Source organism: Homoserinimonas aerilata (assembly GCF_006716125.1).
In the GTDB taxonomy this organism is placed as follows: domain Bacteria; phylum Actinomycetota; class Actinomycetes; order Actinomycetales; family Microbacteriaceae; genus Homoserinimonas; species Homoserinimonas aerilata.
The window spans coordinates 1,095,930-1,122,491 of sequence record NZ_VFOM01000001.1; the positions used below are offsets into that span (position 1 = coordinate 1,095,930).

Genomic DNA, 26,562 nt, shown 5'->3' on the forward strand with positions numbered 1-26,562 from the left:
CTAGACTGGTGGTGTTCAGACATCCTTTAACATCCGTCCAGAGAGGCGGGAAAGGAGGTCAGATTGCCGGAGCGTATCGTTCTGCAGCAAGCTGATATCTCGCGCGCGTTGACGCGCATCGCCCATGAGATCCTCGAGTCGAATCGCGGCGCAGACGGTCTCGTGATTCTCGGAATCCCCACTCGGGGCGCTTTCCTGGCTCGGCGCATCGCGTCCCTCATCAGCGAGATCTCCGGCACGACCGTCGAAGCTGGCTCGCTCGACGTGACCATGTACCGCGACGACCTCTCCCGCGGCAGGGTTCGCACCCCATCACCGACGCAGATCCCGCATTCCGGCCTCGACGGCAGGGTCGTGGTGCTCGTCGACGATGTGCTCTTCTCCGGGCGCACCATCCGGGCTGCTCTCGACGCGATCGGCGACATCGGTCGACCCCGCATCGTCCGTCTCGCGGCCCTTGTGGATCGCGGACATCGGGAGCTGCCCATCCGCCCCGACTTCGTGGGCAAGAACCTGCCGTCGTCCCAGCGCGAGCGCATTTATGTACGCCTTGCCGAGGTCGATGGCGAAGAGCATGTGAGCATCGACGACGAGGCGCAGGAGGCCCGCTCATGAGGCACCTGCTCAGCACGAGGGATCTCTCCCGACAGGATGCCGTGCGCATCCTCGACATCGCAGAGGACATGGCGGATGTGGCCACCCGCGAGGTCAAGAAGCTTCCAGCGCTGCGAGGAAAGACGGTCGTCAACCTCTTTTTCGAGGACTCCACCCGTACCCGCATCTCCTTCGAGGCGGCCGCCAAGCGGCTGAGCGCCGATGTGATCAACTTTTCGGCCAAGGGCTCGAGCGTGTCGAAGGGCGAGAGCCTCAAGGACACCGCCCAGACGCTCGCGGCGATCGGTGCGGATGCCGTCGTGATGCGTCACGGCGCCTCCGGTGCGCCCCAGACGCTGGCGGCGAGCGGATGGATCGACGCGGGCATTGTGAACGCCGGTGACGGCACCCATGAACACCCCACGCAGGCACTCCTCGACGCGTTCACGATCAGGCGCCGGCTGCACGGGGATTGCGCCCGAACGCGCGACCTCGACGGTGTCACGGTCACCCTGGTGGGTGACATCCTGCACTCCAGGGTCGCGCGGTCTAATGCGTGGTTACTGACGACGCTCGGCGCATCCGTTCGTCTGGTAGCCCCGCCGACCCTGCTGCCCGTCGGTGTCTCCTCGTGGCCCGTCTCCGTCGGCTACGACCTCGACGAGGCACTTCGGGAGCCCGGCGATGTTGTCATGATGTTGCGTATTCAGGCGGAACGGATGCATGCAGCCTTCTTCCCGAATGCGCGCGAGTACTCGCGGCTGTGGGGCCTCGACGATGCGCGGCTCGCCCAGCTCGGCCCGAGTAGCATTGTCATGCACCCCGGCCCGATGAATCGCGGCCTGGAGATCTCCTCGGCCGCCGCCGATTCGCCGGCGTCCACAGTGCTCGAGCAGGTCGCCAACGGGGTTTCGGTGAGGATGGCAGTGCTGTACCTCTTGCTTTCTGGTGAACGGGAGGACGTGCTGTGAACGACACGATCATCGTCAAGGGCGCACGCCTTGCCGACGGCACGACGACAGATATCCGCGTCAGTGGCGGTCTCGTGGCCGAACTCGGCAGTGGGCTCAGCTCCGCGGGGGCGCGCGTCGTCGATGGCGACGGCCTCGTTGCGCTGCCGGGCCTCGTCGATCTGCACACGCATCTTCGCGAGCCGGGCGCCGAGCAGAGCGAGACTGTTCTGAGCGGCTCGCGCGCCGCCGCGATCGGCGGGTTCACGGCCGTCCACGCCATGGCAAACACGTCGCCCGTCGCCGACACGGCAGGGGTGGTCGAGCAGGTCGAGTCCCTCGGGCGTGCCGCCGGATACGTCACCGTGCGCCCCGTCGGCGCCGTCACCGTCGGTCTGGAGGGCTCCGCCCTTGCCGAGATCGGCGCCATGGCCGGTAGCCGCGCTGCGGTGCGCGTGTTCAGCGACGACGGACGCTGCGTCTCCGATGCGCTGCTCATGCGTCGCGCACTCGAATATGTAAAGGCCTTCGACGGCGTCATCGCACAGCATGCCCAAGAGCCACGGCTGACCGAGGGCGCACAGATGAACGAGGGCGTCGTGTCGGGCGAGTTGGGGCTTGCCGGATGGCCCGCCGTCGCCGAGGAGGCCATAATCGCCCGCGATGTACTCCTCGCCGAGCACGTCGGCTCCCGGGTACACATCTGCCACCTTTCGACGGCAGGCTCGGTCGACGTTGTTCGCTGGGCCAAGTCCCGGGGCATCGCCGTGACGGCGGAGGTGACTCCGCACCACCTGCTGCTCGATGAGGAACTCGTGCGCAGCTACGACGCCCGCTACAAGGTGAATCCTCCTCTTCGCCGCGCCGAGGATGTCCAGGCGCTGCGCGAAGGCCTCGCTGATGGCACGATCGACATCATCGCGACAGACCATGCCCCGCATCCGCCGGAGGCGAAGGAATGCGAGTGGAGCGCCGCCGCATTCGGGATGGTCGGTCTGGAGTCGGCTCTCTCGGTCGTACAGGCATCCGTGGTCGACACGGGGCATCTCGGGTGGACCGATATCGCCCGGGTGTTCTCCGCCGCTCCTGCCCGCATCGGGCGCCTCAGCGGCTACGAGCAGGGGATCGTGGAGGGCGCGCGCGCCGACTTCACGCTCTACGACCCGAGCGTGCGGCGCAGCTTCGGCACAGAGCACCTCCACGGCCGGAGCACGAACTCTCCGTATCTCGCGGTGGAGCTTCCCGGACGCGTCATCGCGACCGTTCACGACGGCTATCCGACGGTCCTCGACGGCGTGCTGCTCGACGCCACGCAGGTCGCGGTCGCGGCGCGTGCCTCGACCGGATCGGAGGCACGCCATGGATAGGTCAGCGCTGATGCTGCTCGTCATCGGGTTTCTGGCGCTGCTGCTCGCCCTCATGTACCTCGGGTGGCACGCCCGACGCAGGCGCCAGCACGCGGTGCCGGAGCCGCGCCGGCTCTCCTCCCAGCCCGGGGAGTCGCGGTTCTCCGCTGAGCTCTTCTACGTCGCGACGACGGTCGCCGGCGAGCCGCTCAACCGCGTGGCCGTTCACGGCCTCGGTTTCCGTGCTCGGGCATCCGTCTCGGTACTCGACGACGGCATCACCCTCGACATACCCGGTCAGCAGACGATCTTCATCCCCGTCACCGAGCTCCGCGGAGCCGACCGCGCCACGTGGACGATCGACAGGGTCGTCGAGGCCGACGGCCTGGTGCTCATCGCCTGGGAGCTCGTCGATGACGCATCCGGCACCCGCGTCGCCGTCGACAGCTATCTGCGACCGGATGCGCCAGCAGACTCACGAGACCTGATCGCGGCCGTCATGGGCCTCCGCGAATCGAACCCTTCAACTCCAAGCCTGGGAGGAACCGCCTGATGGCAATTGCAGAACCCGCCGTTCTCGTTCTCGAGGACGGCAGCAGATTCACGGGGCGTGCCTACGGCGCCACAGGCCGCACCTTCGGTGAGGCCGTCTTCGCGACCGGGATGACCGGCTATCAGGAGACCCTGACCGACCCGTCCTACGCGGGGCAGATCGTCGTCATGACGGCGCCCCACATCGGCAACACCGGGGTCAACCGCGAAGACGTCGAGTCGCCCCGTATCTGGGTCAACGGCTTCGTCGTGCGCGACCCCTCCCGTGTCGTCTCGAACCACCGGGCCACGGGCAGCCTCGATGACAATCTGCTGGCCGAGAAGATCGTCGGAATCAGCGGGATCGACACCCGCGCGGTGACGCGGCGACTGCGCGACGCCGGAGTCATGCGTGCGGGGATCTTCTCCGGCGCCGACGCGGCACTGGGTGAAGAAGAGCAGCTCGCAGCTGTGCGGTCATCCGCCGAGATGTCGGGCCAGAACCTCTCCGGCAGTGTGTCCACGAGCGAGCCGTACCTGGTTGAGGCGGAGGGGGAGCGCATCGGCTCCGTCGCCGTGCTCGATCTCGGGGTGAAGGCCTCCACGCTGCGCTACCTCTCCGCACGCGGCTTCGATGTACACGTGCTCCCGCAGACGGTCTCGTTCGAGGAGCTCATCGCCCTCCAGCCGAGCGCAGTGTTCTATTCGAACGGTCCCGGCGACCCTGAGGCATCCGACCGCCATGTCGAGCTTCTGCAGGCGGTGCTGAGGGAGGGTCTGCCGTTCTTCGGCATCTGCTTCGGCAACCAGCTGCTCGGCCGTGCGCTCGGCTACGGCACCTACAAGCTCGCCTTCGGGCACCGCGGAATCAACCAGCCCGTCGTCGACAAGGCGACCGGCCGGGTTGAGATCACCGCACACAACCACGGATTCGCCGTGGACGCGCCGACCGATGGTCCCAGCGAGTCGCCCGCCGGCTTCGGCAGGGTCGAGGTCAGCCATGTGAACCTCAACGACAACGTGGTCGAGGGCCTCCGCGCCCTCGACATCCCCGCATTCTCGGTGCAATACCACCCCGAGGCAGCGGCGGGTCCGCACGATGCCAACTATCTCTTCGACCGCTTCCGCGACATGGTTCTCGAGAACCAGGCTTCGACCGGCTCAACCAGCGAGGAAAAGTAATGCCCAAGCGCGACGACATCAAATCAGTCCTCGTCATCGGTTCCGGCCCCATCGTCATCGGCCAGGCCTGCGAGTTCGACTACTCCGGAACCCAGGCGTGCCGCGTGCTTCGTGAGGAGGGCGTGCGCGTCATCCTCATCAACTCGAACCCGGCGACGATCATGACCGACCCCGACTTCGCCGACGCCACCTATGTCGAGCCGATCACGTGGCAGGTCATCGAATCGATCATCCAGAAGGAGAAGCCGGATGCGATCCTGCCGACGCTGGGCGGCCAGACAGCGCTGAACGCGGCCATCGAGCTTCACGAACACGGCATCCTCGAGAAGTACGGCGTCGAGCTGATCGGCGCGAACTTCGAGGCCATCCAGAAGGGCGAGGACCGCCAGATCTTCAAGGAGCTCGTGCTGGAGTGCGGCGCGGATGTCGCCCGCTCCCACATCGCCCACACGGTGGATGAGGCGATCGACTTCGCGGAGGACCTCGGTTACCCGCTCGTCATCCGACCGTCGTTCACTATGGGTGGCCTCGGCTCGGGCTTCGCCTACACGCGAGAAGATCTCGTTCGCATGGTCACCGACGGGCTGCACCAGAGCCCCACGACGGAGGTCCTGCTCGAGGAGTCCATCCTCGGCTGGAAGGAGTATGAGCTCGAGCTCATGCGCGACACCTCCGACAACACGGTCGTCGTCTGCTCGATCGAGAACGTCGATCCCGTCGGCGTGCACACCGGTGACTCGATCACGGTCGCGCCCGCCCTCACCCTCACCGATGTTGAATTCCAGAACCTGCGCAACATCGGGATCGACATCATCCGGGCCGTCGGCGTCGACACCGGCGGTTGCAACATCCAGTTCGCCATCGACCCCGCGACGGGGCGCGTCATCGTCATCGAGATGAACCCGCGGGTCTCCCGCTCGAGCGCCCTCGCCTCGAAGGCGACGGGCTTCCCGATTGCGAAGATCGCCGCCAAGCTGGCGATCGGCTACCGGCTCGATGAGATCCCCAACGACATCACCAAGGTGACCCCCGCGAGCTTCGAGCCGACACTCGACTATGTCGTCGTCAAGGTTCCTCGCTTCGCCTTCGAGAAGTTCCCGGCCGCCGACACCACGCTGACGACCACGATGAAGTCCGTGGGGGAGGCCATGGCGATCGGCCGTAACTATGCGATGGCTCTCCAGAAGGCGCTGCGGTCACTCGAGAAGCGCGGTTCATCGTTCCACTGGGACGGCGACGCGCGCACGAAGGACGAGCTGCTGGCGGTCGCTGCGGTGCCCACCGATGGTCGTATCGTCGTCGTGCAGCAGGCTCTCGTCGCGGGGGCCACCGTCGAGGAGCTCTTCGATGCGACGGGCATCGACCCCTGGTTCCTCGATCAGATCGTGCTCATCAACGAGGTCGCTGCGGATGTCCGCGAGGCAGCCGCGCTCGACGCCGATGTTCTGCGTCATGCCAAGGAGCACGGCTTCAGCGACGCCCAGATCGCCTCCCTCCGTGGGCTGGACGAAGCCGGAGTGCGCGCCGCACGCTACGCGCTCGGCGTGCGCCCCGTGTTCAAGACCGTCGACACGTGTGCCGGCGAGTTCCCGGCGCTCACCCCGTACCACTACTCCAGCTACGAGCAGGAGACAGAGGTCGTGCCGAGCGATCGGCGCAAGGTCGTGATCCTCGGATCCGGCCCGAACCGGATCGGCCAGGGGATCGAGTTCGACTACTCCTGCGTCCACGCCTCGTTCGCGCTGTCGGATGCCGGCTACGAGACGATCATGATCAACTGCAACCCCGAGACGGTGTCGACCGACTACGACACCTCCGATCGTCTGTACTTCGAGCCGCTCACGCTCGAGGACGTGCTCGAGGTCATCCATGCTGAGCAGAAGAGCGGCGAGCTCGTCGGGGTCATCGTGCAGCTCGGTGGGCAGACTGCCCTCGGGCTGGCCAAGGGGCTGCAGGAGGCCGGTGTCCCCATCCTCGGCACCTCGCCCGATGCCATCGACCTCGCCGAGGAGCGCGGCCTGTTCCAGGGGATCCTCGATCAGGCCGGGCTCGTGGCGCCCCGCAACGGGACGGCGACGGACGCTGCCGAGGCGATCGCTGTGGCGGAGGAGATCGGCTACCCCGTGCTCGTGCGGCCGTCCTTCGTGCTCGGAGGCCGCGGCATGGAGATCATCTACGACAGCGCCTCACTCTCGGGTTACTTCGAGCGCATGAAGGGGCAGGTCGTGATCGCGCCCGGTCATCCGCTCCTCGTCGATCGCTTCCTCGACGACGCCGTGGAGATCGACATCGACGCGCTCTATGACGGGGAGCAGCTCTACGTGGGCGGCGTCATGGAGCACATCGAGGAGGCCGGCATCCACTCGGGCGACTCGAGCTGCACCCTGCCGCCCGTCACGCTGGGCCGAGGCCAGATCGCGCAGGTGCGCGAGGCGACGCTCGCGATCGCGAAGGGGATCGGAGTGCGCGGCCTGCTCAATGTGCAGTTCGCGATCGGCGCCGGTGTCCTCTACGTGCTGGAGGCGAATCCGCGTGCCTCGCGCACCGTTCCCTTCGTCGCGAAGGCCACAGGGACGCAGATCGCGAAGGCGGCGGCCCGCATCATGGTCGGCACCACGATCGACGAGCTCATCGCCGACGGCTCCCTCCCGAAGCATGATGGCTCGATCGTCCCCATGCATTCTCCGGTCGCGGTGAAGGAGGCGGTCCTCCCGTTCAAGCGCTTCCGGACCAGAGAGGGTCGCATCGTCGACTCCGTGCTGGGTCCGGAGATGCGCTCGACGGGGGAGGTCATGGGCTTTGACGTCAACTATCCGAAGGCCTTCGCGAAGAGCCAGGTTGCGGCATCCGTGCGTCTTCCGAGCTCGGGAACGGTCTTCGTCTCGGTCGCAGACCGTGACAAGAGAGCCATCGTGCTGCCTGTGCTGCGTCTGCAGCAGCTCGGCTTCACCATCCTCGCAACCCTCGGCACCGCCGAGATCCTGAGCCGCAACGGCATCGATGCGGAGATCGTCGCCAAGTACGAGCAGGGGGAGGGTGAGGCCACCATCGTCGACCTCATCAACGGGTCGAAGGTTGACATCGTCATCAACACTCCCAGCGGTCGGAGTGCGCGTGCGGATGGCTACGAGATCAGGGCAGCGGCCGTCGCCGCCGACCTGCCTTTGTACACGACGATCGCCCAGGTGGGCGCGGCGGTGTCCTCGATCGAGTCGATGCGCGAGGGCTTCTCTGTCAATTCGCTCCAGTCCTATGCGATCGAGCGCGCCGACAGGCTGGCCCGCATTGGCTGAACCCGTCCTGTCCTTCGGTGAGCGGCTCGACGCCGTCTTCTCGTCGCGCGGTCGGCTCTGCGTCGGGATCGACCCGCATCCGTACCTGCTCGAGCAGTGGAGGCTTCCCGACTCAGCGTCCGGACTGCGGCAGTTCGGCCTGCGCGTCGTAGAGGCGAGCGTCGGACATGCGGGCATCGTCAAGCCGCAGGTCGCGTTCTTCGAACGGCATGGCTCCGCCGGCTATTCAGCGCTCGAGGAGGTGATCGCCGCAGCACGCTCGGCGGGCATCCTCGTCATCGCGGATGCGAAGCGCGGCGATGTGGGCACGAGCGTCGAGGCGTACGGTCAGTCCTGGCTGCGCCCCGGCAGCCCCCTCGAGGCGGATGCTCTGACCGTCAGCGCCTTCCAAGGCTTCGGATCGCTCGATCAGGTCGTCGAGCTGGCCGTTGAGAACGGCAAAGGGCTGTTCATCCTCGCGGCGACATCAAATCCGGAGGCGGCGGGTATCCAGCAGGCCGTCACCGCCGCGGGGAGCAGCGTCGCTGAGTCCATCGCATCCGATGCCGCCGAATGGAACGCGCTCAACAGCCCGTCGGCTGCCCGACTCGGCTCCTTGGGCCTTGTGCTCGGCGCGACCGTCCAACTCGGCGCATATGGCATCACCTCGGACTCGCTTGTACGAACGCCCATCCTCGCCCCCGGCTTTGGCCACCAGGGTGCCCAGATCGCGGACTTCCGCAGGATCTTCGGCGCTGCATCCTCCTCTGTCGTGATCGCGGCATCGCGAAGCATCCTCTCAGCCGGCCCTGACGGCGTCGCCGCGGCGGTGGCTCGGCAGCAGGAAGAGGCCGCGGCCGCACCTGCGGATGCATCCTAGGATTACCCCATGCAGCGGATGACGCCTCCCGAGGTCGATCGAGTCGCGGCGGCCCATGCGGCAGTCGCCGCCCGACGCGCGCGGGCCGCGATCAAGGCTGACGTCGCCGCAAGACGACGCCCTGTCATAGATGTGCTGGATTCCGCGTGGAACGATGGCGCACGGGCGGAGTCGTCACTGCGCGTGCGAGAGCTTCTCGGCAGCATCCCTGGGCTCGGGCCGGTTCGGGTCGCGCGCATCATGAACGAACTCGGCATGGCCGATTCGAAGCGGGTCGGGGGTCTCGGACGACGCCAGCGAGTCCGCCTCCTCTCCTGGCTGAACGACCGCATGGCCGCGCGCGGAACAGCCATGAGCAGGCTTGTCGTGCTCGCAGGCCCCACCGCCGTCGGCAAGGGCACCGTCTCCACCCACATCAGGGAGAACTACCCGGATGTCCATCTCTCCGTCTCGGCCACGACGCGCAAGCCGCGACCGGGCGAGGTCGAAGGGGTGAACTACTTCTTCGTCAGCGATGAGGAGTTCGACAGGCTCGAGGCCTCGGGCCAGATGCTCGAGACTGCGACGGTGCACAATGCGTACCGCTACGGGACTCCGCGTGCTCCCATCGACGAGGCCCTCGCCTCCGGGCGCAGCGTTCTGCTCGAGATCGACATCCAAGGGGCGCGCTCCGTGAAGCGTGTCATGCCGGAGGCCGTTCTGGTGTTCCTCCTGCCTCCGAGTTGGGAGGAGCTGGTGCGTCGACTCATCGGGCGGGGCACCGAGGATGCTGCGGAGCAGGCCCGCCGGTTGGAGACCGCGAAGACCGAACTCGCGGCCCAGAACGAGTTCGATGTGAAGGTCGTCAACCACGACGTCAGCGAGGCCGCGCAAGAGGTCGTAGACTTGATGTCTACCTCACGAACGCGCACGACGGCCGTATAGCGGCCACAAGGAGCACATCACCATGGTCAACCGCACACAGGGCATCATCGATCCGCCCATCGACGAGCTGCTCTCGAAGGTCGATTCCAAGTACGCTCTTGTCATCTTCGCGTCCAAGCGTGCCCGCCAGATCAACGACTACTACGCCGACCTCCACGAGGGAAGCCTGTTCGACAACGTCGGTCCTCTCGTCGACTCGACCATCGACGACAAGCCTCTCTCTGTCGCCATGCACGAGATCAACGAGGACAAGCTGGTCGTCAAACCCCTCGCAGAGACGACAGAGTAGGGCCGTCCCGGCAGGGATCCAGTCGCGCGTTTCGGATCGGGAGGGGGAGCCGTGCCCGGTTCACTCAACATCGTCGTCGGAATCACGGGCGGCATCGCCGCGTACAAGGCGGTCGGGCTCGTCAGGGCCCTCGTTCTTGCAGGGCATGACGTCCACGTGATCCCGACGGAGTCGGCGCTGCGTTTCATTGGGCTCCCCACATTTGAGGCGATCAGTCGCAATCCGGTGCACACGGATCTCTACGAGGGGGTCAGTGAGGTGCGGCACGTGGCCATCGGCCAGGCCGCAGACCTGATCATCGTGGCCCCTGCCACTGCCAACTCGATCGCGAAGCTCGCTGCGGGCATCGCCGATGACCTGCTCGGCAACAGCATCCTGGCGAGCAGAGCGCCGCTCGTGATCGCTCCCGCCATGCACACGGAGATGTGGCAGCATCCTGCGACGGTCGCGAACATCGCCACCCTCCAGGCCAGGGGCGTCGTCGTCGTGGGCCCGGCCGAGGGTCGACTCACGGGGGCTGACTCCGGTCCCGGGCGGATGTCTGAGCCCGATGACATCGTCGAGGCCGCAATGCTCACCGTGCAGCCACGTGACCTCACGGGCAGGTCGATCGTCATATCGGCCGGTGGCACGCGCGAGGCGCTCGACCCGGTTCGCTTCATCGGCAACCGATCGAGTGGTAGGCAGGGTGTGGCGCTGGCTGAGGTGGCCGTTGCGCGCGGCGCATCCGTCACGCTGATCGCCGCGAATCTCGAGGTTGCTGCGCCCGCATCGGTCACGGTTCGACAGGTGAGTTCTGCGGCCGAGTTGAAGTCCGTCGTCGACGAGGCAGCCCGTGGTGCGGATGTGGTCATCATGGCCGCTGCTGTCGCCGACTACCGTCCGGAGGACGTCGCGCCGTCGAAGATCAAGAAGGACCAGCAGGGCGATGAGCTCTCGCTCCGTCTTGTCAAGAATCCGGATATCCTCGCCGGGCTTGCCGCAACGAACCGAGCCGACCGCGTCGTCATCGGTTTCGCCGCTGAGACAGAAACCGACCGCGAGGAGTTCCTGCGTCTTGGGCGAGAGAAGATCGCCCGCAAGGGATGCGACTATCTCGTCCTCAACAGGGTCGGCTGGAGTGAGGGCTTCGCCACAGACGGTAACTCGATCGTCGTCCTGGATCGGGCCGGCGATATAGTGAGCGAAGCCTCGGGCAGTAAGGCGTCGGTGGCCGGTCATATCCTTGACCTGCTCGTATGAGCCGCCCTGTCCTCGCCCCACATCTACCCAGTTAAGGCCCAATTCTCCATGACAACTCCGCTGCGTCTCTTCACCTCGGAATCGGTCACAGAAGGCCATCCAGACAAGATGGCCGACCAGATCTCCGACAGCATCCTGGATGCGATGCTCACTGAAGATCCGCACAGCCGCGTCGCCGTCGAGACGCTTGTGACAACCGGGCTCGTACATGTCGCAGGTGAGGTGACGACCAAGGGCTATGTCGAGATTCCCGGCATCGTGCGTGAGGTCATCCGGAGCATCGGCTACGACTCTTCCGAGGTCGGATTCGATGGTGCCAACTGTGGCGTGACCGTTTCGATCGGTGCGCAGTCGCCCGACATCGCCCAGGGCGTCGATCATGCGATCGAGCAGCGGCAGGGCGTCGGCCACGACGACATCGACTCTCAGGGTGCGGGTGACCAGGGCATCATGTTCGGCTTCGCAACGAATGAGACGCCGTCGTTCATGCCGCTTCCGGCCTGGACAGCCCACCGGCTCGCAGAGCGCCTCGCAGAGGTCCGCAAGGAGGGTCTGCTCGACTACCTCCGGCCCGATGGCAAGACCCAGGTCACGGTCGGATACGACGGCCTCGTGCCCCGCACCATCGACACCGTGGTGCTCTCGACCCAGCACGCCCCGGGCGTCATCTCGTCGACGCTTGAGGCCGAGGTTCGCGAACTCGTGATCGATCCCGTCCTCGCCACGACCGGGCTCGACGCCTCGCAGGTCACACTTCTGGTCAACCCGACGGGGCGTTTCGAGATCGGCGGTCCGAAGGGCGACGCCGGCCTGACCGGCCGCAAGGTCATCGTCGACACCTACGGGGGTGCCGCTCGCCATGGCGGAGGCGCCTTCAGCGGCAAGGATCCGTCGAAGGTCGATCGCTCTGCCGCCTATGCGCTGCGCTGGGTCGCTAAGAACGTGGTCGCCGCTGGCCTCGCCGACAGGCTTGAGGTGCAGGTGGCCTACGCGATCGGCAAGGCGTCGCCTGTAGGCCTCTACGTCGAGAGTTTCGGCACCAACACGGTCGACGAGCGGCGCATCATCGAGGCGATCCGACAGGTGTTTGATCTGCGTCCGCGCGCGATCATCCGTGATCTCGACCTTCTCCGCCCGATCTACGCCAAGACGGCGACCTATGGCCACTTCGGTCGCGAGCTGCCCGATTTCACCTGGGAGCGGTTGGACCGCGTCGACGAGCTGCGCGCCGCCGCCGGAGCCTGACAGTGGGGGTCGGGACCGCATCGGGCTCGGCCGCCATCGCCCGGGTCGTCATCGACTCGCCGCTTCCGCAGCTCGATCGCCTGTTCGACTACCGCATCCCTGCGGCGTTCGCAGAGGACTGCGTGCCCGGCGTCAGGGTGCGGGTTCCATTGCGGTCCGCGGGTCGAATTGCGGATGCCTACGTCGTGGAGGTAGCGGCCAGCGGCGAGTACGAGGGTGCGCTGAGCGAGATCGAGGACGTGATCTCGGTCGTTCCGGTCCTCGCCCCGGAGGTCTGGAACCTTGCACGTCGTCTGGCGGATCGTGCGGCCGGGGTCGCCAGCGATGTCCTGAGGCTCGCCATCCCGAAGCGTCAGGTGCGTGTCGAGAAGGCCTGGCTCGCGGCGGGGCGACCTGCGCCTACGCCGTCTCCCATCACGCCGGTGGATGCGCCGGACTTCGTGTCGGGTCGCCTCGCCGAGGTCGTGAGCGGAGGCGAGCGGGTCGCCGTTGATGCTGTGCCGCGGCTCGTCCCCGTCGACTCCCGCACAGATGGCACAACCCATTGGGTCGGGCACTGGGCTGTCACGATGGCTGCCGCAGCCAGCCAGACCTTGGCGGGGGAGCGCAGCGCGATTCTGGCGGTTCCCGATTATCGCGATCGCGAGCAGTTGCTGATCGCTCTCGAAGCTGTGCTCCCGGCTGAACGCATTGTGCGGATGGATGCCCAGCAGTCGAATCCAGATCGCTACAGGAGCATCCTGAGCTGCCGGGGGGGCACCCCGCTGGTCATCGTGGGCAATCGCTCCGCGCTGTATGCACCGGCCGCTAGGCTCGGGCTGATCGCTGTCTGGGATGACGGCGACGGCCTCCATTCCGAGCCGCTGTCGCCACACATCCATACGAGGGATGCCGCGCTGCTCCGGCAGGAGCAGCAGGACTGCGCACTCATGTTCGTCTCTCATGCTCGCAGCAGCGAGGTTCAGCGTCTGGTCGAGCTCGGTTGGCTCGGTGTGCTGGCCACCGAGCGCGTCTATCTGCCCAAGGTGATCCCGACGCTGTCGCAGGACGAGGTCGGCCCGCACACGGCTGCCGCGCGCATTCCGTCGACCGCGTGGAAGCAGATGCGTCAGGCCCTCGATCACGGGCCTGTTCTCGTGCAGGTGGCCCGTCCTGGCTATGCGCCCCAGCTCGCCTGTGAGTCGTGCCGTGCCTCTGCGCGCTGTTCCGCGTGTGAGGGTCCGCTGGCGCAGCGGAGTGCTTCGGCGACGCCCGCGTGCCAATGGTGCGGGGCACTTGCCACGTCGTGGTCATGCCGGCTGTGCGAGGGAACACGCCTGCGGCTCGTGGGGCAGGGTTCGGTTCGAACGGCCGAGAACCTCGGTCGTGCCTTCCCCGGTATCAAGGTGATCATCGCGGACGGCGACCGTGTGGTCACCACGGTCGGGGCTGCTACCGCTCTCGTCGTCGCCACGCGCGGGGCGGAGCCGATCGCCGACGGTGGCTACCGTGGCGTCCTCCTGCTCGACGGCGACAGGATGCTGGCCCGCGAGAGCCTGCGGGTCGCCGAGGACTGCCTTCGGTGGTGGGCCAACGCGATCGCCCTCGCCGCGCCTGGCGCGCCGACGGTGCTCGTCGGTGTCGGCGGCCGGATCGCCGCGGCCCTGGCCACCTGGCGTTTGGCCGATTTCGCCCGCGATGAGCTCGCCGACAGGCGGCGCCTGCGGTTTCCTCCCGCTGTCCGGGTGGCGACGATCACCGGCTCTCCGGAAGCGGTCGAGCGCTCTGTCCTGGCCGTCGAATCCCTTCGGGGCGTCGATGTGCTGGGCCCGGTGGAGAACCCCGATGGCCTCCGGTCGATCGTGCGCTTCGATTACGGCGTGGGCGCAGAGGTGGCCTCCGCCATGAAGGCCGAGATCATCCGCACAGCGACGAGCCGCCGCAAGCGCGTCCCTCCCGGTAAGGGCTCCGCCGGCGCACTGCCTAGACTTAAAGCCCGATTCGATGACACGGAACCGTTCGCGGACTAGAGGTGCTGTTTCCACTATGCGTTTGATCTTCGCCGGCTCTCCCGCTGTCGCCGTCCCCAGCCTTCGGGCGCTCATCGCTGCCGACCATGAGGTGGCCGCCGTTCTCACGAGGGAGGATTCTCCTCAGGGGCGCCGCCGGGTGCTCACCCCGACGCCTGTGGCCGTGGCGGCAGAGGAGTCGGACATCCGGGTCATTCGCGCCAATCGGCTCGATGATGCGGTCGCACAGCAGATTGCGGCCCTCGAGCCGGAGCTCGGCGTGATCGTCGCCTATGGCGGCCTTCTTCGCGAACCACTCCTGTCGACGCCGCCCCTCGGTTGGATCAATCTTCATTTCTCGCTCCTGCCGCGCTGGCGTGGGGCGGCTCCTGTTCAGCGTGCGATCATGGCGGGCGACGAGATCACGGGGGCGACGGTGTTCCGTCTGGTCGAAGAACTCGATGCGGGGGATGTCTACGGCCATTTCTCGCAGCGCATCGGCTCCCATGAGACGGCGGGTCATCTGCTCGACTCTCTCGCCGATGGCGGCGCCGAGTTGCTCGCGGGTGTCGTCTCGGCGCTGGCGGAGGGCACGGCTCGGGCGGAGCCGCAGCGTGGCGATGTGACCCTTGCCCCGAAACTGCGGCTCGCGGACGGCCTTGTGGACTTCGCGCAGCATTCCTCGACGGTGCTCTCGCGCATCCGCGGCGTAACGCCGGAGCCGGGCGCCTTCGCCCTGTTGCAGGGCGAGCGTTTCAAGATCCACCAGGCTGCACCGGCCCGTGAGCACGCGCCGCTGGCTCCGGGCGTGCTCGAGAATCGCGACGGCCGGGTCATCGTGGGCACGGGTGACGAACCGATCGAGCTGCTCGAGGTCCAGGCTGCGGGCAAGCGTGCGATGCTTGCGGCCGAGTGGTGGCGCGGTCGCCCGGCGAGTGCCCCTGCGGCGTTCGACGTCGATGGTGCGGCGGTGGGCTCGTGAACTCGCGTCGCGGCAAGGCCGTCCCTGTGCAGCCGGCGCGTCGCATCGCCTTCGAGGTCATCTCCGCGGTCAGGGAGTCGGATGCTTACGCGAACCTTCTCCTGCCGGTCAAGATCGAACGGGCCAAGCTCGACACTGCGGATGCGGCACTCGCCACAGAGCTGAGCTACGGCACCCTGCGCAGGCAGGGCTACTATGACGCGGTCATCGAGCTCGCCGCCGGCCGCGGCGTCGATCGAATCGACGCTCCTGTGCTCGACGTGCTCCGTCTGGCCGTGCACCAGCTGCTGTCGATGAGAACGGCGCCGCACGCCGCGGTCGATGAGGCCGTCTCGCAGGCGCGGGAGGTGGCGTCGCAGTCGGCCACGGGTTTCGTCAACGGCGTGCTCCGCACCGTCACCCGCACGAGCCCTGCGGAGTGGGAGGAGCGGGTCCTCGCCGTTCCTCGTTCCGCAGATGATCGCAGAGCGGTCGAGTTCTCGCATCCGGTGTGGGTGGTCCGGGCGTTCCGTCAGGCGCTTGCCGCGGAGGACAGGGCGGACGAACTCGATGAGCTGCTCGCTTCCGACAATGTGGCGCCTCGGGTGTCTCTCGTGGCCCTTCCTGGGCTTTCCACCGTTTCCCAGCTTGATGGGGCGACGCCGTCGGCTTTCTCTCCTCTCGCTGCCGTTGTCGAGGGCGGCGACCCGAATCGAATCGAGCAGGTGCGACTGGGGCGTGCACGCGTTCAGGATGAGGGGTCGCAGCTCGCTGCCCTTGCGCTCAGCAGGTCCTCTGCCGTGGTTGAGGGCGAGCAGTGGTTGGACATGTGCGCCGGCCCCGGCGGCAAGGCCGCGCTTCTGGCAGCTGAGGCAGCACGTATGGGTGCCCGGCTGGTCGCCAACGAGGTTGTTCCCACCCGCGCAGGCCTCGTGCGCAAGGCCCTTGAGGTGCTCGCCGATCCTCCGCAGGTCACGGTGCGGGATGGCCGCACCTTCGGTTCCTCGCATCCGGAGCACTTCGATCGCATCCTGATCGATGCGCCGTGCACCGGCCTCGGCGCACTACGTCGTCGCCCGGAGGCTCGCTGGCGCAAGCAGCCACGTGATGTTCCGGAACTTTCCGGATTGCAGGCCGAGCTGCTCGAGTCGGGTATCCGCGCGCTGAAGCCCGGCGGCACGCTCGCGTACGTCACCTGCTCGCCCCATCTGGCGGAGACGCGTCTCGTCGTCGACTCCGCGCTGAAGCAGCATCCGGAGATGTCCCGCCTCGACACCCCTGCTGTGCTTGCCGGGGTCACGGCGTCGCCGCTCGAGCTGGGGGAGTCTGACGGCAGCGTGCAGCTGTGGCCGCATCGGCACGGCACGGATGCGATGTTCATCTGCCTGCTGCGCAAAGCTGGCGTCTCCGTCGATCGCTAGGCTCGTTCCATGACCGTGCGCATCAATCCGAGCATCCTGTCGGCCGATTTCGTGAACATGGAGCGTGACCTCGGCGCCATCTCCGACGCCGATCTCGTGCATGTCGACGTCATGGACAACCATTTCGTTCCGAATCTCACGTTCGGGCCGCAGATGGTCGAGCGCATCCAGCAGGTGTCGACGATCCCTCTCGATGTGCATCTGATGATCGACGATCCGGATCGCTGGGCGCCGGGTTACGCCGAGCTGGGCGCCTATTCGGTGACCTTCCATGCCGAGGCGGCGAGCGATTCGGTCGCCCTTGCGCGCCGGCTCCGAGAGATCGGTGCCCGTGCGGGGATCGCCCTCAAGCCGGGAACCCGCGTCGAACCCTACCTGGAGCTATTGCACGAGTTCGATCAGGTCCTGGTGATGACGGTCGAGCCGGGTTTCGGGGGCCAGTCATTCATACACGAGACGATGCCGAAGCTGGAGCTGCTGCGGGGCGCCGTCTCGAAGTCGGGCCTCGACGTGTGGCTGCAGGTTGACGGCGGTGTGACCGAGCAGACGATCACGGTGGCTGCGGAGGCGGGGGCCGACACCTTCGTCGCGGGCTCCAGCGTGTTCGGCGCAGGCGATCCCGCCGCGCAGATCGCCGCGCTCCGTGCCGCCGCGACGACGCACGCGCACTGAGCATCCCGGATTCTGCTTGGATAGGGGAATGAGCGAATTCAACAGGACCAAGCCCGAGATCGAGTTCTTCGACGGCGATGCACCCGACGACCTCGTCGTGACCGATGTCGAGGTGGGCACGGGTGCCGAGGCGCTCCCCGGCTCGACCGTTGACGTGCACTACCTGGGTGTCGACCTCGAGAGCGGCGAGGAGTTCGACTCCTCCTGGAGCCGCGGCCAGTCCATCAACTTCCCGCTGGGCAGTCTCATCGCTGGCTGGCAGCAGGGCATCCCGGGCATGAAGGTCGGCGGTCGTCGCCAGCTCGTCTGCCCGCCGCACCTCGCCTATGGCCCCGCCGGTTCCGGGCACAGGCTCTCTGGTCGCACCCTCATCTTCGTCATCGACCTGCTCGGCGTGAGCTAGTCCCTGCGACTAGTAACCTTGAGCCTGTGAAGACGTTCGACGATCTGTTTGCGGAGCTCTCCGAGAAGGCTCTGTCCCGCCCTGAGGGCTCGGGCACGGTCGCGGAGCTCGACGCCGGCGTACACGCCATCGGCAAGAAGATCGTCGAGGAGGCTGCGGAGGTCTGGATGGCCGCCGAGTTCCAGACGGATGACGAGGCTGCAGAGGAGATCTCGCAGCTGCTCTACCACGTGCAGGTGCTGATGATCGCGAAGGGTCTGAGCACCGAGGATGTCTACCGACATCTCTGAGCATCCGCCCCTGCTCGATCATCCATCTCCAGAGAGAAGACAATGCTTCGCATAGCAGTGCCCAACAAGGGCTCACTGGCCGAGACCGCATCCGAGATGCTTCGGGAGGCCGGCTATGCCGGTCGGCGTGATCCCCGTGCCCTCACCGTCGCTGATCCGCTGAACGATGTGGAGTTCTTCTACCTCCGTCCGCGCGACATCGCGACCTATGTGGGTTCCGGCGCGTTGGATGTCGGTGTTACCGGGCGCGATCTGCTTCTCGACTCCGGCTCCAGTGCGCAGGAGATCGCGAACCTGGACTTCGCCGATTCGACGTTCCGCTTCGCCGGGCCGGCAGGGCAGTTCGCCGAGCTCTCCGATCTGGAGGGCGTCCGCGTCGCGACCAGCTATCCGGGTCTTGTGGGCGACTTCCTCTCCCGCCATGGCGTCTCGGCCACCCTCGTGACGCTCGATGGTGCGGTCGAATCGGCCGTCAAGCTTGGAGTTGCGGATGCTGTCGCCGACGTCGTGTCGACGGGCTCGACCCTGCGAGCCCAGGGCCTGCAGATCTTCGGCCCGGTCATCCTCGAGTCGAGTGCGGTGCTGATCAGCGCCAATCCGACGATCGAGGGCATCTCCACGCTTCACAGGAGGCTTCAGGGCGTCCTCGTGGCGCGGCAGTACGTGATCATGGATTACGACCTTCCCGCGGAGCTGCTCGAGCAGGCCACGGCGGTGACGCCGGGTCTCGAGTCGCCGACGGTGTCTCCTCTTCGGGATGAGAACTGGGTCGCGGTGCGGGTCATGGTGAAGCGCGTGGGGATGAATCAGGTCATGGACAGCCTGTATGCGCTCGGAGCCAGGGCCATCCTGGTCAGCCCGATCCACGCGGCGCGGCTCTAAGGGGTCGCAGGCGATGTCCATTGCGATTCGCGTGATCCCGTGCCTCGACGTCGCCGACGGACGGGTCGTCAAAGGGGTCAACTTTCTCAATCTGCGCGATGCCGGCGATCCCGTCGAACTCGCCCGCCGCTACTACGAACAGGGCGCTGACGAGGTGACATTCCTCGATGTGACGGCGACGGTCGACAACCGTTCGACCACCTACGACGTCGTCCGTGCGACCGCCGAGCAGGTCTTCATCCCGCTCACCGTCGGCGGAGGCGTGCGCTCGACGGAGGATGTCGCCCGCCTGCAGGGTCATGGCGCCGACAAGGTCGGGGTGAACAGCGCTGCGATCGCGCGGCCAGACCTCCTCTCGGAGATCGCCGACCGCTTCGGATCGCAGGCACTCGTGCTCTCCCTTGACCTCAAACGTTCCGAGCGCACACCGTCCGGCTTTGTTGTGACCACGCACGGAGGACGCACGGAGACCGAACTCGACGGCCTTGCCTGGGCTGCCGAGGCGATCGAGCGTGGCGCGGGGGAACTCCTCGTGAACTCGATCGATGCCGATGGCACGAAGGCCGGCTTCGATCTGGAACTGATCACCGCGGTGCGGGAGATCAGCCGCGTGCCGGTGATCGCGAGCGGAGGGGCGGGCTCCCTCGAGCATTTCGCGCCTGCTGTCGCGGCCGGCGCCGATGCCGTGCTCGCGGCATCCGTGTTCCACAACGGCGAACTCACGGTCGGCGATGTCAAGCAGAGCCTCGGAGCTGCGGGCTTCCCCGTACGCTGAGACCGTCGCCACCCGAGAGGGCAACACCTAAGGACTGATGAGGATGACCATCACCGATGTCGACGCCGTGATTGCCGGCGCCTCCTTCGACCCCAACGGGCTCATGCCTGCGATCATCCAGCAGCACGACACCCTCGAGGTGCTGATGCTCGGCTGGATGGATGCCGAGGCTCTGCGCCGCACGCTCACCGAGGGTCGGGTGACGTTCTGGTCTCGGTCCCGGCAGGAGTACTGGCGCAAGGGCGACACCTCGGGTCATGTGCAGTACGTTCGCGGCGCGGCCCTGGACTGTGACCAGGATGCGCTTCTCGTCACGGTGGAGCAGGTCGGCCCGGCATGCCACACGGGTGCGCGCCGCTGCTTCGATGTCACCCCGCTGGATCCCGTCGTCGGTGTGCAGGAGCAGCCGGATGCGTGACACGACGAGCAGGGAGCAGTTCGACACTCTCCTCGGCGACCATCGCGTCATCCCGGTCATCAGGGAGGTCTTCGCTGATGGCGAGACACCCGTCGGCATCTATCGCAAGCTCGCCGAGGGCCGCCCGGGCACCTTTCTTCTGGAGTCCGCCGAGCAGGGCGGAATCTGGTCGCGTTTCTCCTTTGTGGGGGTCTCCTCCTTCGGGGTTCTCACACAGCAGGATGATGCGGCCGTCTGGCTCGACTACGGTCTCTCGGCCGAGCGCGCCCTCGGTCCGGATGCCCCCTCGGCTCCGCTCGAGGCTATCGACCATCTGCACAGGCGCTGGGCCACGCCCAAGATTCCCGGGCATCCACCGCTCACGGGCGGGCTCGTCGGATTCATCGGCTGGGATGCCGTGCGCCAGATCGAGCGACTTCCGGATGCTCCGCCGTCCGACTACGCCATTCCGGGCCAGGCGCTCTCCTTCGTCTCCGAGCTCGCCGTTCTCGATCACCGCACGGGTTCGGTCCTGCTGATCGCCGCGGCGATCAATGACGGGGCGGATGCCGCAGACGAGCTCTGGGAGTCGGCCAACGCCAGACTCGACGCGCTGCAACAGAGGCTGGGTCGCCCGTCCGAGGCGTGGCTGGCCGATGTCGACCTCACACTTGCCGCGACGCCGACGCCGCGGATCCAGGAGGCGGACTTCCACGCGGCTGTGGAGCGCTCGAAGCAGTACATCCGTGACGGCGATGTGTTCCAGGTGGTGATCTCGCAGCGCTTCGACCATGAGGTGACCGCGGAGCCCATCGATGTCTACCGTGTTCTGCGTACCCTCAATCCGAGCCCGTACATGTACCTCTTGTCGCTGGTGTCGCCGGAGGGCGAGCCGGTGTGGGTCGTCGGTTCTTCACCGGAGGCGCTCGTCAAGGTGGAGGACGGCCGGGTGTTCAGCCATCCGATCGCGGGCTCGCGTCCGCGGGGGGTGACCCCTGAAGAGGATGTCACCCTCGGCGACGAGCTCCTAGGTGACCCCAAGGAGCGAGCCGAGCACCTCATGCTCGTCGATCTCGCCCGCAACGACCTTCAGAAGGTGTGCGATGCGGGCTCGGTGGAGGTCACCGAGTTCATGCAGGTCGAGCGTTACAGCCACATCATGCACCTGGTCTCGAGCGTCGAGGGCGATCTCCGTGACGGGGTGACGCCCCTGCAGGTGTTCCGGGCGACGTTCCCGGCGGGCACCCTCTCGGGCGCGCCGAAGCCGCGGGCACTCGAGATCATCGACGAACTCGAGGTTGCCCAGCGGGGGCTCTACGGGGGAGTGGTCGGCTATTTCTCCCTCTCCGGCGATCTCGATCTGGCCATCGCCATCCGCACGACCACGATCTCGGGCGGTGTCGCCCGCGTCCAGGCCGGTGCCGGGCTCGTTGCCGACTCCGATCCGGCGACCGAGCATCTCGAAGCACGAAACAAGGCGGCGGCACCTCTGCGGGCGGTGGCCGTGGCGAACGCCATGAAGAGGGTGCGCTAGATGCGTCGGATCAAATCGAGCAGTCTCATCGCGGGCGTGCTGTTCGCGGGGCTTGGCCTTATGGCCTGGACGATGCCGTGGTTCCTCGTCACCCTCGGGGGTTCGGAGTCGCACCGCGACGTGATCGAGGTCACGGGGGAGACCGCGGCTCCCGCCGTCGCCGCTCTCAGCCTCTCCGCGCTCGCGCTCGTCGCGGCTCTTGCCATCGCTGGCCCGTTCTTCCGTATCGTGCTGGCCGTGCTTGAGGCCCTGATCGGGGCGTGCCTGATCCTCTCGGGTGTTCTCGCTCTCGCCGCTCCCGCTGCAGCCGTGGCCCCTCTCATCACGGACGCGACCGGGATCGATGGGGCGGAGTCGCTCGCAGCTGTGACCACCGCGATTGAGACGACTCCGTGGCCTGCCGTGGCGGTCATCGCCGGTGGCCTGATGGTGGCCCTCGGCGTCGTCGTCCTCGCGACGGCGACTCGGTGGCCCGTTTCCGGTCGCAAGTACCAGGCGACCCGTTTCGAATCTGCGGATGCTCCGCGCGGCGCGGTCTCCGACTGGGACAGCCTCAGCGACGGCGAGGATCCGACGGGCGAGCCCGACGCACGATAGGCTTGGGCCATCGGTACAGCACCCGTGACTTCAGCATGCGCGGGTCCCCAGAAGGAGTTTCAGTGAGCGACGACATTTCAGATCCCGGGCACGGCAATTCACCGGCGGCGTGGACCGCTGTCGTCATCATGCTTGTCGCCTTCGTCCTCGGGACCACCTTCTTCTGGCTGGAGATGCCGGCGCTCGTCATCGCATCCGGCGGCCTGCTGCTCGTTGGGCTCATCGCCGGCTGGGTGCTCGCCAAGGCCGGTTATGGCGTCGGCGGGTCGCGCTTCGCGCCCAAGGATCACTGACAGCGGTGCTGGCAGATCTGGTCTCCGGTTCCCTGCAGGATGCCGAACGTCGTCGTGAGGCACGTCCTCTCGTCGAGGTCGAGGCTGCGGCTCTTGCCCGGCCTGCGGCTCTTGACGCTCTGGAGGCACTCGCTCCTGCCGACCGTGTGAAGATCATCGCCGAGGTGAAGCGCGCGAGTCCTTCGCGCGGCGTCATGGCTGAGATCCCCGATCCCGCTGCTCTCGCCGTCTCCTATGAGATCGGCGGCGCGAGTGCGATCAGCGTCCTCACCGAGGAGCGTCGCTTCGGCGGCTCGCTGGCCGATCTCGAGGCTGTTCGCGAATCGGTGTCGCTTCCTGTGCTTCGCAAGGACTTCGTGGCCGACCCCTACCAGGTCTTCGAGGCCCGGGCAGCGGGAGCCGACATCGTGCTCCTCATCGTTGCGGCGCTCGACCAGCCCGATCTCGTGTCGCTGCATTCGCTCATCCGCGAGCTCGGCATGACCGCCCTCATCGAGACCCACAGCGCAGACGAGGTCGAGCGCGCGCTCGACGCCGGCGCCGCGCTTCTCGGCGTCAACGCCCGCAACCTCAGCACCTTCGAGCTTGACCAGGATCTGTTCGGCACGCTCGCCGACAGCATCCCGTCCGGGGTCATCCGTGTCGCAGAGTCTGCGGTCAAGTCGGCGGCCGACATCACGCACTACAGAAATGCCGGAGCCGACGTCGTCCTCGTCGGCGAGGCCTTGGCGACACAGGGAGATCCCGTGAGCACGCTCAGAGAGTTCTTGGCAGTCTGATGGGGGAGCCCACAACAGGCCTCCGCGATGAGAACGGCCCCTTCTTCGGCGAGTACGGCGGGCGCTTCATGCCAGAGTCCCTCATCGCGGCGATCGACGACATCACGGCTGCCTACGAGCATTCGAAGACAGACCCCGAGTTCCAGGCGGAGCTCGCGGAACTGCACCGCAGCTACACGGGTCGCCCGTCGATCATCACCGAGGTGCCGCGTTTCGCCGCCCATGCCGGCGGCGCCCGCATCATCCTCAAGCGTGAGGACCTCAATCACACGGGCTCGCACAAGATCAACAATGTGCTCGGTCAGGCACTCCTGACGAAGCGCGTGGGCAAGACCCGGGTGATCGCCGAAACGGGCGCGGGGCAGCACGGTGTCGCGACGGCGACGGCCGCGGCCCTGTTCGGCTTGGACTGCACCATCTTCATGGGCGAGGTCGACACGCAGCGACAGGCCCTCAACGTGGCCAGAATGCGTCTGCTCGGTGCCGAGGTCGTGTCGGTGACGACCGGCTCGCGCACCCTGAAGGATGCGATCAACGAGGCGTACCGCGAATGGGTCGCCTCTGTCGAGACCACGAACTACGTCTTCGGCACGGCTGCGGGCCCGCATCCGTTCCCCGCCATGGTGCGCGACTTCCAGAAGATCATCGGCGAGGAGGCTCGCGCTCAGGTCCTCGAGCTGACCGGCAGGCTTCCTGACGCGGTTGCGGCCTGTGTCGGCGGCGGTTCCAATGCGATCGGCATCTTCCATGCCTTCCTCGACGATCCGGATGTCGCGCTGTACGGCTTCGAGGCGGCCGGTGACGGCATCGACACAGAGCGGCATGCTGCGTCGATCGAGCGTGGCCGCCCCGGCATCCTGCACGGCGCCCGCAGCTATCTGCTTCAGGACGAGGACGGGCAGACGATCGAGTCGCACTCGATTTCAGCAGGGCTCGACTACCCCGGTGTGGGCCCAGAGCACGCCTGGTTGTCAGACATCGGCAGGGCGACATATCTGCCGGCGACCGACACGGAGGCGATGGATGCGCTCATGCTGCTCAGCCGTACCGAGGGCATCATCCCGGCGATCGAGTCGGCGCACGCCCTCGCGGGCGCCCTCAAGCTGGGCAAGGAGCTCGGCCCGGATGCGATCATCCTCGTGAACCTGAGCGGCAGGGGAGACAAGGACGTCGCGACGGCCGGCCGCTGGTTCGACCTCTTCGATGAAGGAGCCCGCCAGGAATGAGCGCCTCGACACCCCTGTCCGTCTCCGACGTGATCGCCCGGCGCAAGGCTGCAGGCAGCGGCGCATTCATCGGTTATCTCCCGGTCGGCTTCCCCGACCTTGCGACCAGCATCGACGCGGCGGTGGCCCTCGCTGAGAACGGCGCCGATGTGCTCGAGTTGGGCGTCCCGTACTCCGATCCGGTCATGGATGGGCTCGTCATCCAGCGTGCGACCCAGCAGGCGCTCTCGAACGGTTTCAGGCTTCGCGATGTCTTCACCGCTGTCGAGGCCATCCGTTCGCGTGTCGACATTCCCGTGCTCGTCATGACGTACTGGAATCCTGTGCTTCAGTTCGGCGTCGACCGTTTCGCCGACGCCCTCGTCTCCGCGGGCGGCTCCGGCTTGATCACGCCGGACATCACGCCCGACTCGGCTCTCGACTGGATCGCCACGAGTGAGCGCACGGGGCTCGACCGCGTCTTCCTCGCCGCCCCCAGCTCGACGGATGCGCGCCTCCGCGAGACGGTCGCGGCGACCCGCGGTTTCGTCTATGCGGTCTCCACCATGGGCATAACCGGGTTGCGCACCGATCTTGATGCTGCGGCCCGCACCCTCGTCGATCGGCTCCGCGAGGCCGGCTCCTCGACCACCTGTGTGGGCATCGGCATCTCAAACGCCGACCAGGTCAGCCGGGTACTCGAATATGCGGATGGCGCCATCGTCGGCACCGCCCTTGTCAAGGCGCTCGGAGACGGGGGAGTGCGCGAGCTTGCGCGCACGACATCCTCCCTGACATCCGGCACTAGTCTTGTCTAGTTCCCCGCAGTACCACGAAAGGTGACCACCAGAGTGTTCGCGCCCCTGAGCATCCCCAGCCCCAGCGATGAGTGGCGGGTATTCAATCTCGGCCAGTGGCTTCGCGACATCGGCCTGAGCTGGTTCAACTTCGACATCAACATCCATGCGTATGCCCTGTGCATCCTCATCGGCATCTTCGCTGCGGCCTGGCTGACGAATCGCCGGCTGACCGCCCGCGGGGCGGAGCCATGGGTCGTTGTCGACATCAGCCTCTTCGCGGTGCCCCTCGGCATCATCGGCGCACGCATCTTCCATGTGCTCACACATCCGGCCGACTATTTCGGACCCGGCACCGACCCCTTGGCCGTGCTGTACGTGTGGGAGGGCGGTATCGCCATCTTCGGCGCCCTCATCGGTGGTGCTGTCGGCGCCTGGATCGGCTGCCGGATCACGGGTGTTCGGTTCTGGACGTTCGCCGATGCCCTCGCACCCGGGCTGCTTCTTGCGCAGGCCTTTGGCCGCTTCGGCAACTGGTTCAACAATGAGCTCTTCGGCCTGCCGACCGATCTGCCCTGGGGCCTCGAGATCTCCTCCGACAATCCTGCGTTCCCTGCGGGCCTGCCCGAGGGCACACTCTTCCACCCCACGTTCCTCTATGAGGTGATCTGGAACCTGCTGGGCGTCGCCGTTCTGCTGATCGTCGAGCGTCGCATCCGCGTCGTCTCCGAAACGGTCGCCGGTGCATCGGTGAAGCGGATCCGCCAGCAGGAGTATCGCTTCCAGTGGGGCCGCCTCCTCGGGCTGTACCTGATCTGGTACGGGCTTGGCCGCACCGTCTGGGAGTCGATCCGCATCGATCCGAGCGAGATCTACTTCGGCATCCGCACCAATGTGTGGGCTGCGATCGCTGCGGTCGTCGTCGGTCTGCTCATCCTCGTGATCCAGGCGCGTCGTCATCCGGGGCTCGAGCCGAGCCCGTACGTGTCGGGCAAGGAGTGGAGCCCTTCAGGTGTTGTACACTCTGACGACACCTACACGGATGACGATGACGACTACAAGGCCGTAGCAGACCATCACGAGAAGTCCGTGGTCTAACAACCCTTTCGGGCC

The 26,562-nt window shown here is 66.8% G+C and carries 27 protein-coding genes; all 27 read left to right on the top strand.

Annotated elements, in window-relative coordinates; genetic code table 11:
• The first annotated feature begins 63 nt into the window (after positions 1 to 63).
• The 27 genes from pyrR to lgt all read left to right on the top strand — a co-directional run bounded on the left by pyrR (position 64) and on the right by lgt (position 26,547).
• On the top strand, positions 64 to 615 hold the full coding sequence (gene pyrR / locus FB562_RS05170; RefSeq protein WP_141880167.1) for a bifunctional pyr operon transcriptional regulator/uracil phosphoribosyltransferase PyrR: 552 nt from the start codon (positions 64 to 66) through the stop codon (positions 613 to 615).
• A complete protein-coding gene (locus tag FB562_RS05175) occupies positions 612 to 1,565 on the top strand; it encodes an aspartate carbamoyltransferase catalytic subunit (protein WP_141880168.1) in 954 nt (317 codons plus the stop codon). The genes pyrR and FB562_RS05175 overlap by 4 nt, the downstream gene beginning before the upstream one ends.
• Positions 1,562 to 2,911 carry a dihydroorotase gene (locus tag FB562_RS05180; RefSeq protein WP_141880169.1) on the top strand — a complete coding sequence of 450 codons (1,350 nt, stop codon included), beginning with the start codon at positions 1,562 to 1,564 and terminating at the stop codon, positions 2,909 to 2,911. Before FB562_RS05175 ends, FB562_RS05180 begins: the two co-directional genes overlap by 4 nt.
• Positions 2,904 to 3,443: a PH-like domain-containing protein gene (locus FB562_RS05185; RefSeq protein WP_185740461.1), complete on the top strand. Its 540-nt coding sequence runs from the start codon at positions 2,904 to 2,906 to the stop codon at positions 3,441 to 3,443. Before FB562_RS05180 ends, FB562_RS05185 begins: the two co-directional genes overlap by 8 nt.
• On the top strand, positions 3,443 to 4,603 hold the full coding sequence (gene carA / locus FB562_RS05190; protein WP_141880170.1) for a glutamine-hydrolyzing carbamoyl-phosphate synthase small subunit: 1,161 nt from the start codon (positions 3,443 to 3,445) through the stop codon (positions 4,601 to 4,603). Before FB562_RS05185 ends, carA begins: the two co-directional genes overlap by 1 nt.
• Positions 4,603 to 7,896, top strand: coding sequence for a carbamoyl-phosphate synthase large subunit (gene carB / locus FB562_RS05195; RefSeq protein ID WP_141880171.1), 3,294 nt, complete (start codon positions 4,603 to 4,605; stop codon positions 7,894 to 7,896). The genes carA and carB overlap by 1 nt, the downstream gene beginning before the upstream one ends.
• Complete coding sequence (pyrF, locus tag FB562_RS05200) at positions 7,856 to 8,755, top strand: orotidine-5'-phosphate decarboxylase (protein ID WP_141880172.1); 900 nt, start codon at positions 7,856 to 7,858, stop codon at positions 8,753 to 8,755. Before carB ends, pyrF begins: the two co-directional genes overlap by 41 nt.
• 9 nt (positions 8,756 to 8,764) lie before the next feature.
• Positions 8,765 to 9,679 carry a guanylate kinase gene (gene gmk / locus FB562_RS05205; protein WP_141880173.1) on the top strand — a complete coding sequence of 305 codons (915 nt, stop codon included), beginning with the start codon at positions 8,765 to 8,767 and terminating at the stop codon, positions 9,677 to 9,679.
• Between the two features lie 22 nt (positions 9,680 to 9,701).
• Positions 9,702 to 9,968 (top strand): DNA-directed RNA polymerase subunit omega, encoded by a 267-nt coding sequence (rpoZ, locus tag FB562_RS05210; RefSeq protein WP_141880174.1) that lies wholly within the window; start codon positions 9,702 to 9,704, stop codon positions 9,966 to 9,968.
• A gap of 51 nt (positions 9,969 to 10,019) precedes the next feature.
• A complete protein-coding gene (coaBC, locus tag FB562_RS05215) occupies positions 10,020 to 11,210 on the top strand; it encodes a bifunctional phosphopantothenoylcysteine decarboxylase/phosphopantothenate--cysteine ligase CoaBC (RefSeq protein ID WP_141880175.1) in 1,191 nt (396 codons plus the stop codon).
• A gap of 48 nt (positions 11,211 to 11,258) precedes the next feature.
• Positions 11,259 to 12,455 carry a methionine adenosyltransferase gene (gene metK / locus FB562_RS05220; protein ID WP_141880176.1) on the top strand — a complete coding sequence of 399 codons (1,197 nt, stop codon included), beginning with the start codon at positions 11,259 to 11,261 and terminating at the stop codon, positions 12,453 to 12,455.
• A gap of 2 nt (positions 12,456 to 12,457) precedes the next feature.
• On the top strand, positions 12,458 to 14,464 hold the full coding sequence (locus tag FB562_RS05225; protein WP_185740462.1) for a primosomal protein N' family DNA-binding protein: 2,007 nt from the start codon (positions 12,458 to 12,460) through the stop codon (positions 14,462 to 14,464).
• Between the two features lie 16 nt (positions 14,465 to 14,480).
• Complete coding sequence (gene fmt / locus FB562_RS05230) at positions 14,481 to 15,425, top strand: methionyl-tRNA formyltransferase (RefSeq protein ID WP_141880177.1); 945 nt, start codon at positions 14,481 to 14,483, stop codon at positions 15,423 to 15,425.
• Complete coding sequence (locus FB562_RS05235) at positions 15,422 to 16,825, top strand: RsmB/NOP family class I SAM-dependent RNA methyltransferase (RefSeq protein WP_246081344.1); 1,404 nt, start codon at positions 15,422 to 15,424, stop codon at positions 16,823 to 16,825. Before fmt ends, FB562_RS05235 begins: the two co-directional genes overlap by 4 nt.
• Positions 16,826 to 16,834: 9 nt before the next feature.
• Positions 16,835 to 17,497, top strand: a complete 663-nt coding sequence (rpe, locus tag FB562_RS05240) for a ribulose-phosphate 3-epimerase (RefSeq protein ID WP_141880178.1) — start codon at positions 16,835 to 16,837, stop codon at positions 17,495 to 17,497.
• Between the two features lie 28 nt (positions 17,498 to 17,525).
• Positions 17,526 to 17,900 (top strand): FKBP-type peptidyl-prolyl cis-trans isomerase, encoded by a 375-nt coding sequence (locus FB562_RS05245; protein ID WP_141880179.1) that lies wholly within the window; start codon positions 17,526 to 17,528, stop codon positions 17,898 to 17,900.
• A 26-nt stretch (positions 17,901 to 17,926) separates the two neighbouring features.
• Positions 17,927 to 18,190 carry a phosphoribosyl-ATP diphosphatase gene (locus FB562_RS05250; protein ID WP_141880180.1) on the top strand — a complete coding sequence of 88 codons (264 nt, stop codon included), beginning with the start codon at positions 17,927 to 17,929 and terminating at the stop codon, positions 18,188 to 18,190.
• A 42-nt stretch (positions 18,191 to 18,232) separates the two neighbouring features.
• A complete protein-coding gene (gene hisG / locus FB562_RS05255) occupies positions 18,233 to 19,072 on the top strand; it encodes an ATP phosphoribosyltransferase (protein ID WP_141880181.1) in 840 nt (279 codons plus the stop codon).
• A gap of 13 nt (positions 19,073 to 19,085) precedes the next feature.
• Positions 19,086 to 19,847, top strand: a complete 762-nt coding sequence (hisF, locus tag FB562_RS05260) for an imidazole glycerol phosphate synthase subunit HisF (protein ID WP_141880182.1) — start codon at positions 19,086 to 19,088, stop codon at positions 19,845 to 19,847.
• 43 nt (positions 19,848 to 19,890) lie between these two features.
• Positions 19,891 to 20,265, top strand: a complete 375-nt coding sequence (hisI, locus tag FB562_RS05265) for a phosphoribosyl-AMP cyclohydrolase (protein ID WP_141880183.1) — start codon at positions 19,891 to 19,893, stop codon at positions 20,263 to 20,265.
• Positions 20,258 to 21,778: an anthranilate synthase component I gene (locus FB562_RS05270; protein WP_141880184.1), complete on the top strand. Its 1,521-nt coding sequence runs from the start codon at positions 20,258 to 20,260 to the stop codon at positions 21,776 to 21,778. The genes hisI and FB562_RS05270 overlap by 8 nt, the downstream gene beginning before the upstream one ends.
• Entirely contained in the window at positions 21,779 to 22,375 is a 597-nt protein-coding gene (locus tag FB562_RS05275; RefSeq protein ID WP_141880185.1) for a Trp biosynthesis-associated membrane protein, read from the top strand.
• Positions 22,376 to 22,437: 62 nt separating this feature from the next.
• Positions 22,438 to 22,668 (top strand): DUF6704 family protein, encoded by a 231-nt coding sequence (locus FB562_RS05280; protein ID WP_141880186.1) that lies wholly within the window; start codon positions 22,438 to 22,440, stop codon positions 22,666 to 22,668.
• Positions 22,669 to 22,673: 5 nt separating this feature from the next.
• Complete coding sequence (gene trpC, locus FB562_RS05285) at positions 22,674 to 23,447, top strand: indole-3-glycerol phosphate synthase TrpC (protein WP_141880187.1); 774 nt, start codon at positions 22,674 to 22,676, stop codon at positions 23,445 to 23,447.
• The gene (gene trpB / locus FB562_RS05290) at positions 23,447 to 24,673 is read left to right on the top strand and encodes a tryptophan synthase subunit beta (RefSeq protein ID WP_141880188.1); all 1,227 of its coding nucleotides are present in this window, start codon (positions 23,447 to 23,449) and stop codon (positions 24,671 to 24,673) included. The genes trpC and trpB overlap by 1 nt, the downstream gene beginning before the upstream one ends.
• The gene (gene trpA / locus FB562_RS05295) at positions 24,670 to 25,470 is read left to right on the top strand and encodes a tryptophan synthase subunit alpha (protein WP_141880189.1); all 801 of its coding nucleotides are present in this window, start codon (positions 24,670 to 24,672) and stop codon (positions 25,468 to 25,470) included. The genes trpB and trpA overlap by 4 nt, the downstream gene beginning before the upstream one ends.
• Positions 25,471 to 25,491: 21 nt before the next feature.
• Positions 25,492 to 26,547, top strand: coding sequence for a prolipoprotein diacylglyceryl transferase (gene lgt, locus FB562_RS05300; protein WP_425459816.1), 1,056 nt, complete (start codon positions 25,492 to 25,494; stop codon positions 26,545 to 26,547).
• Positions 26,548 to 26,562: the final 15 nt, after the last annotated feature.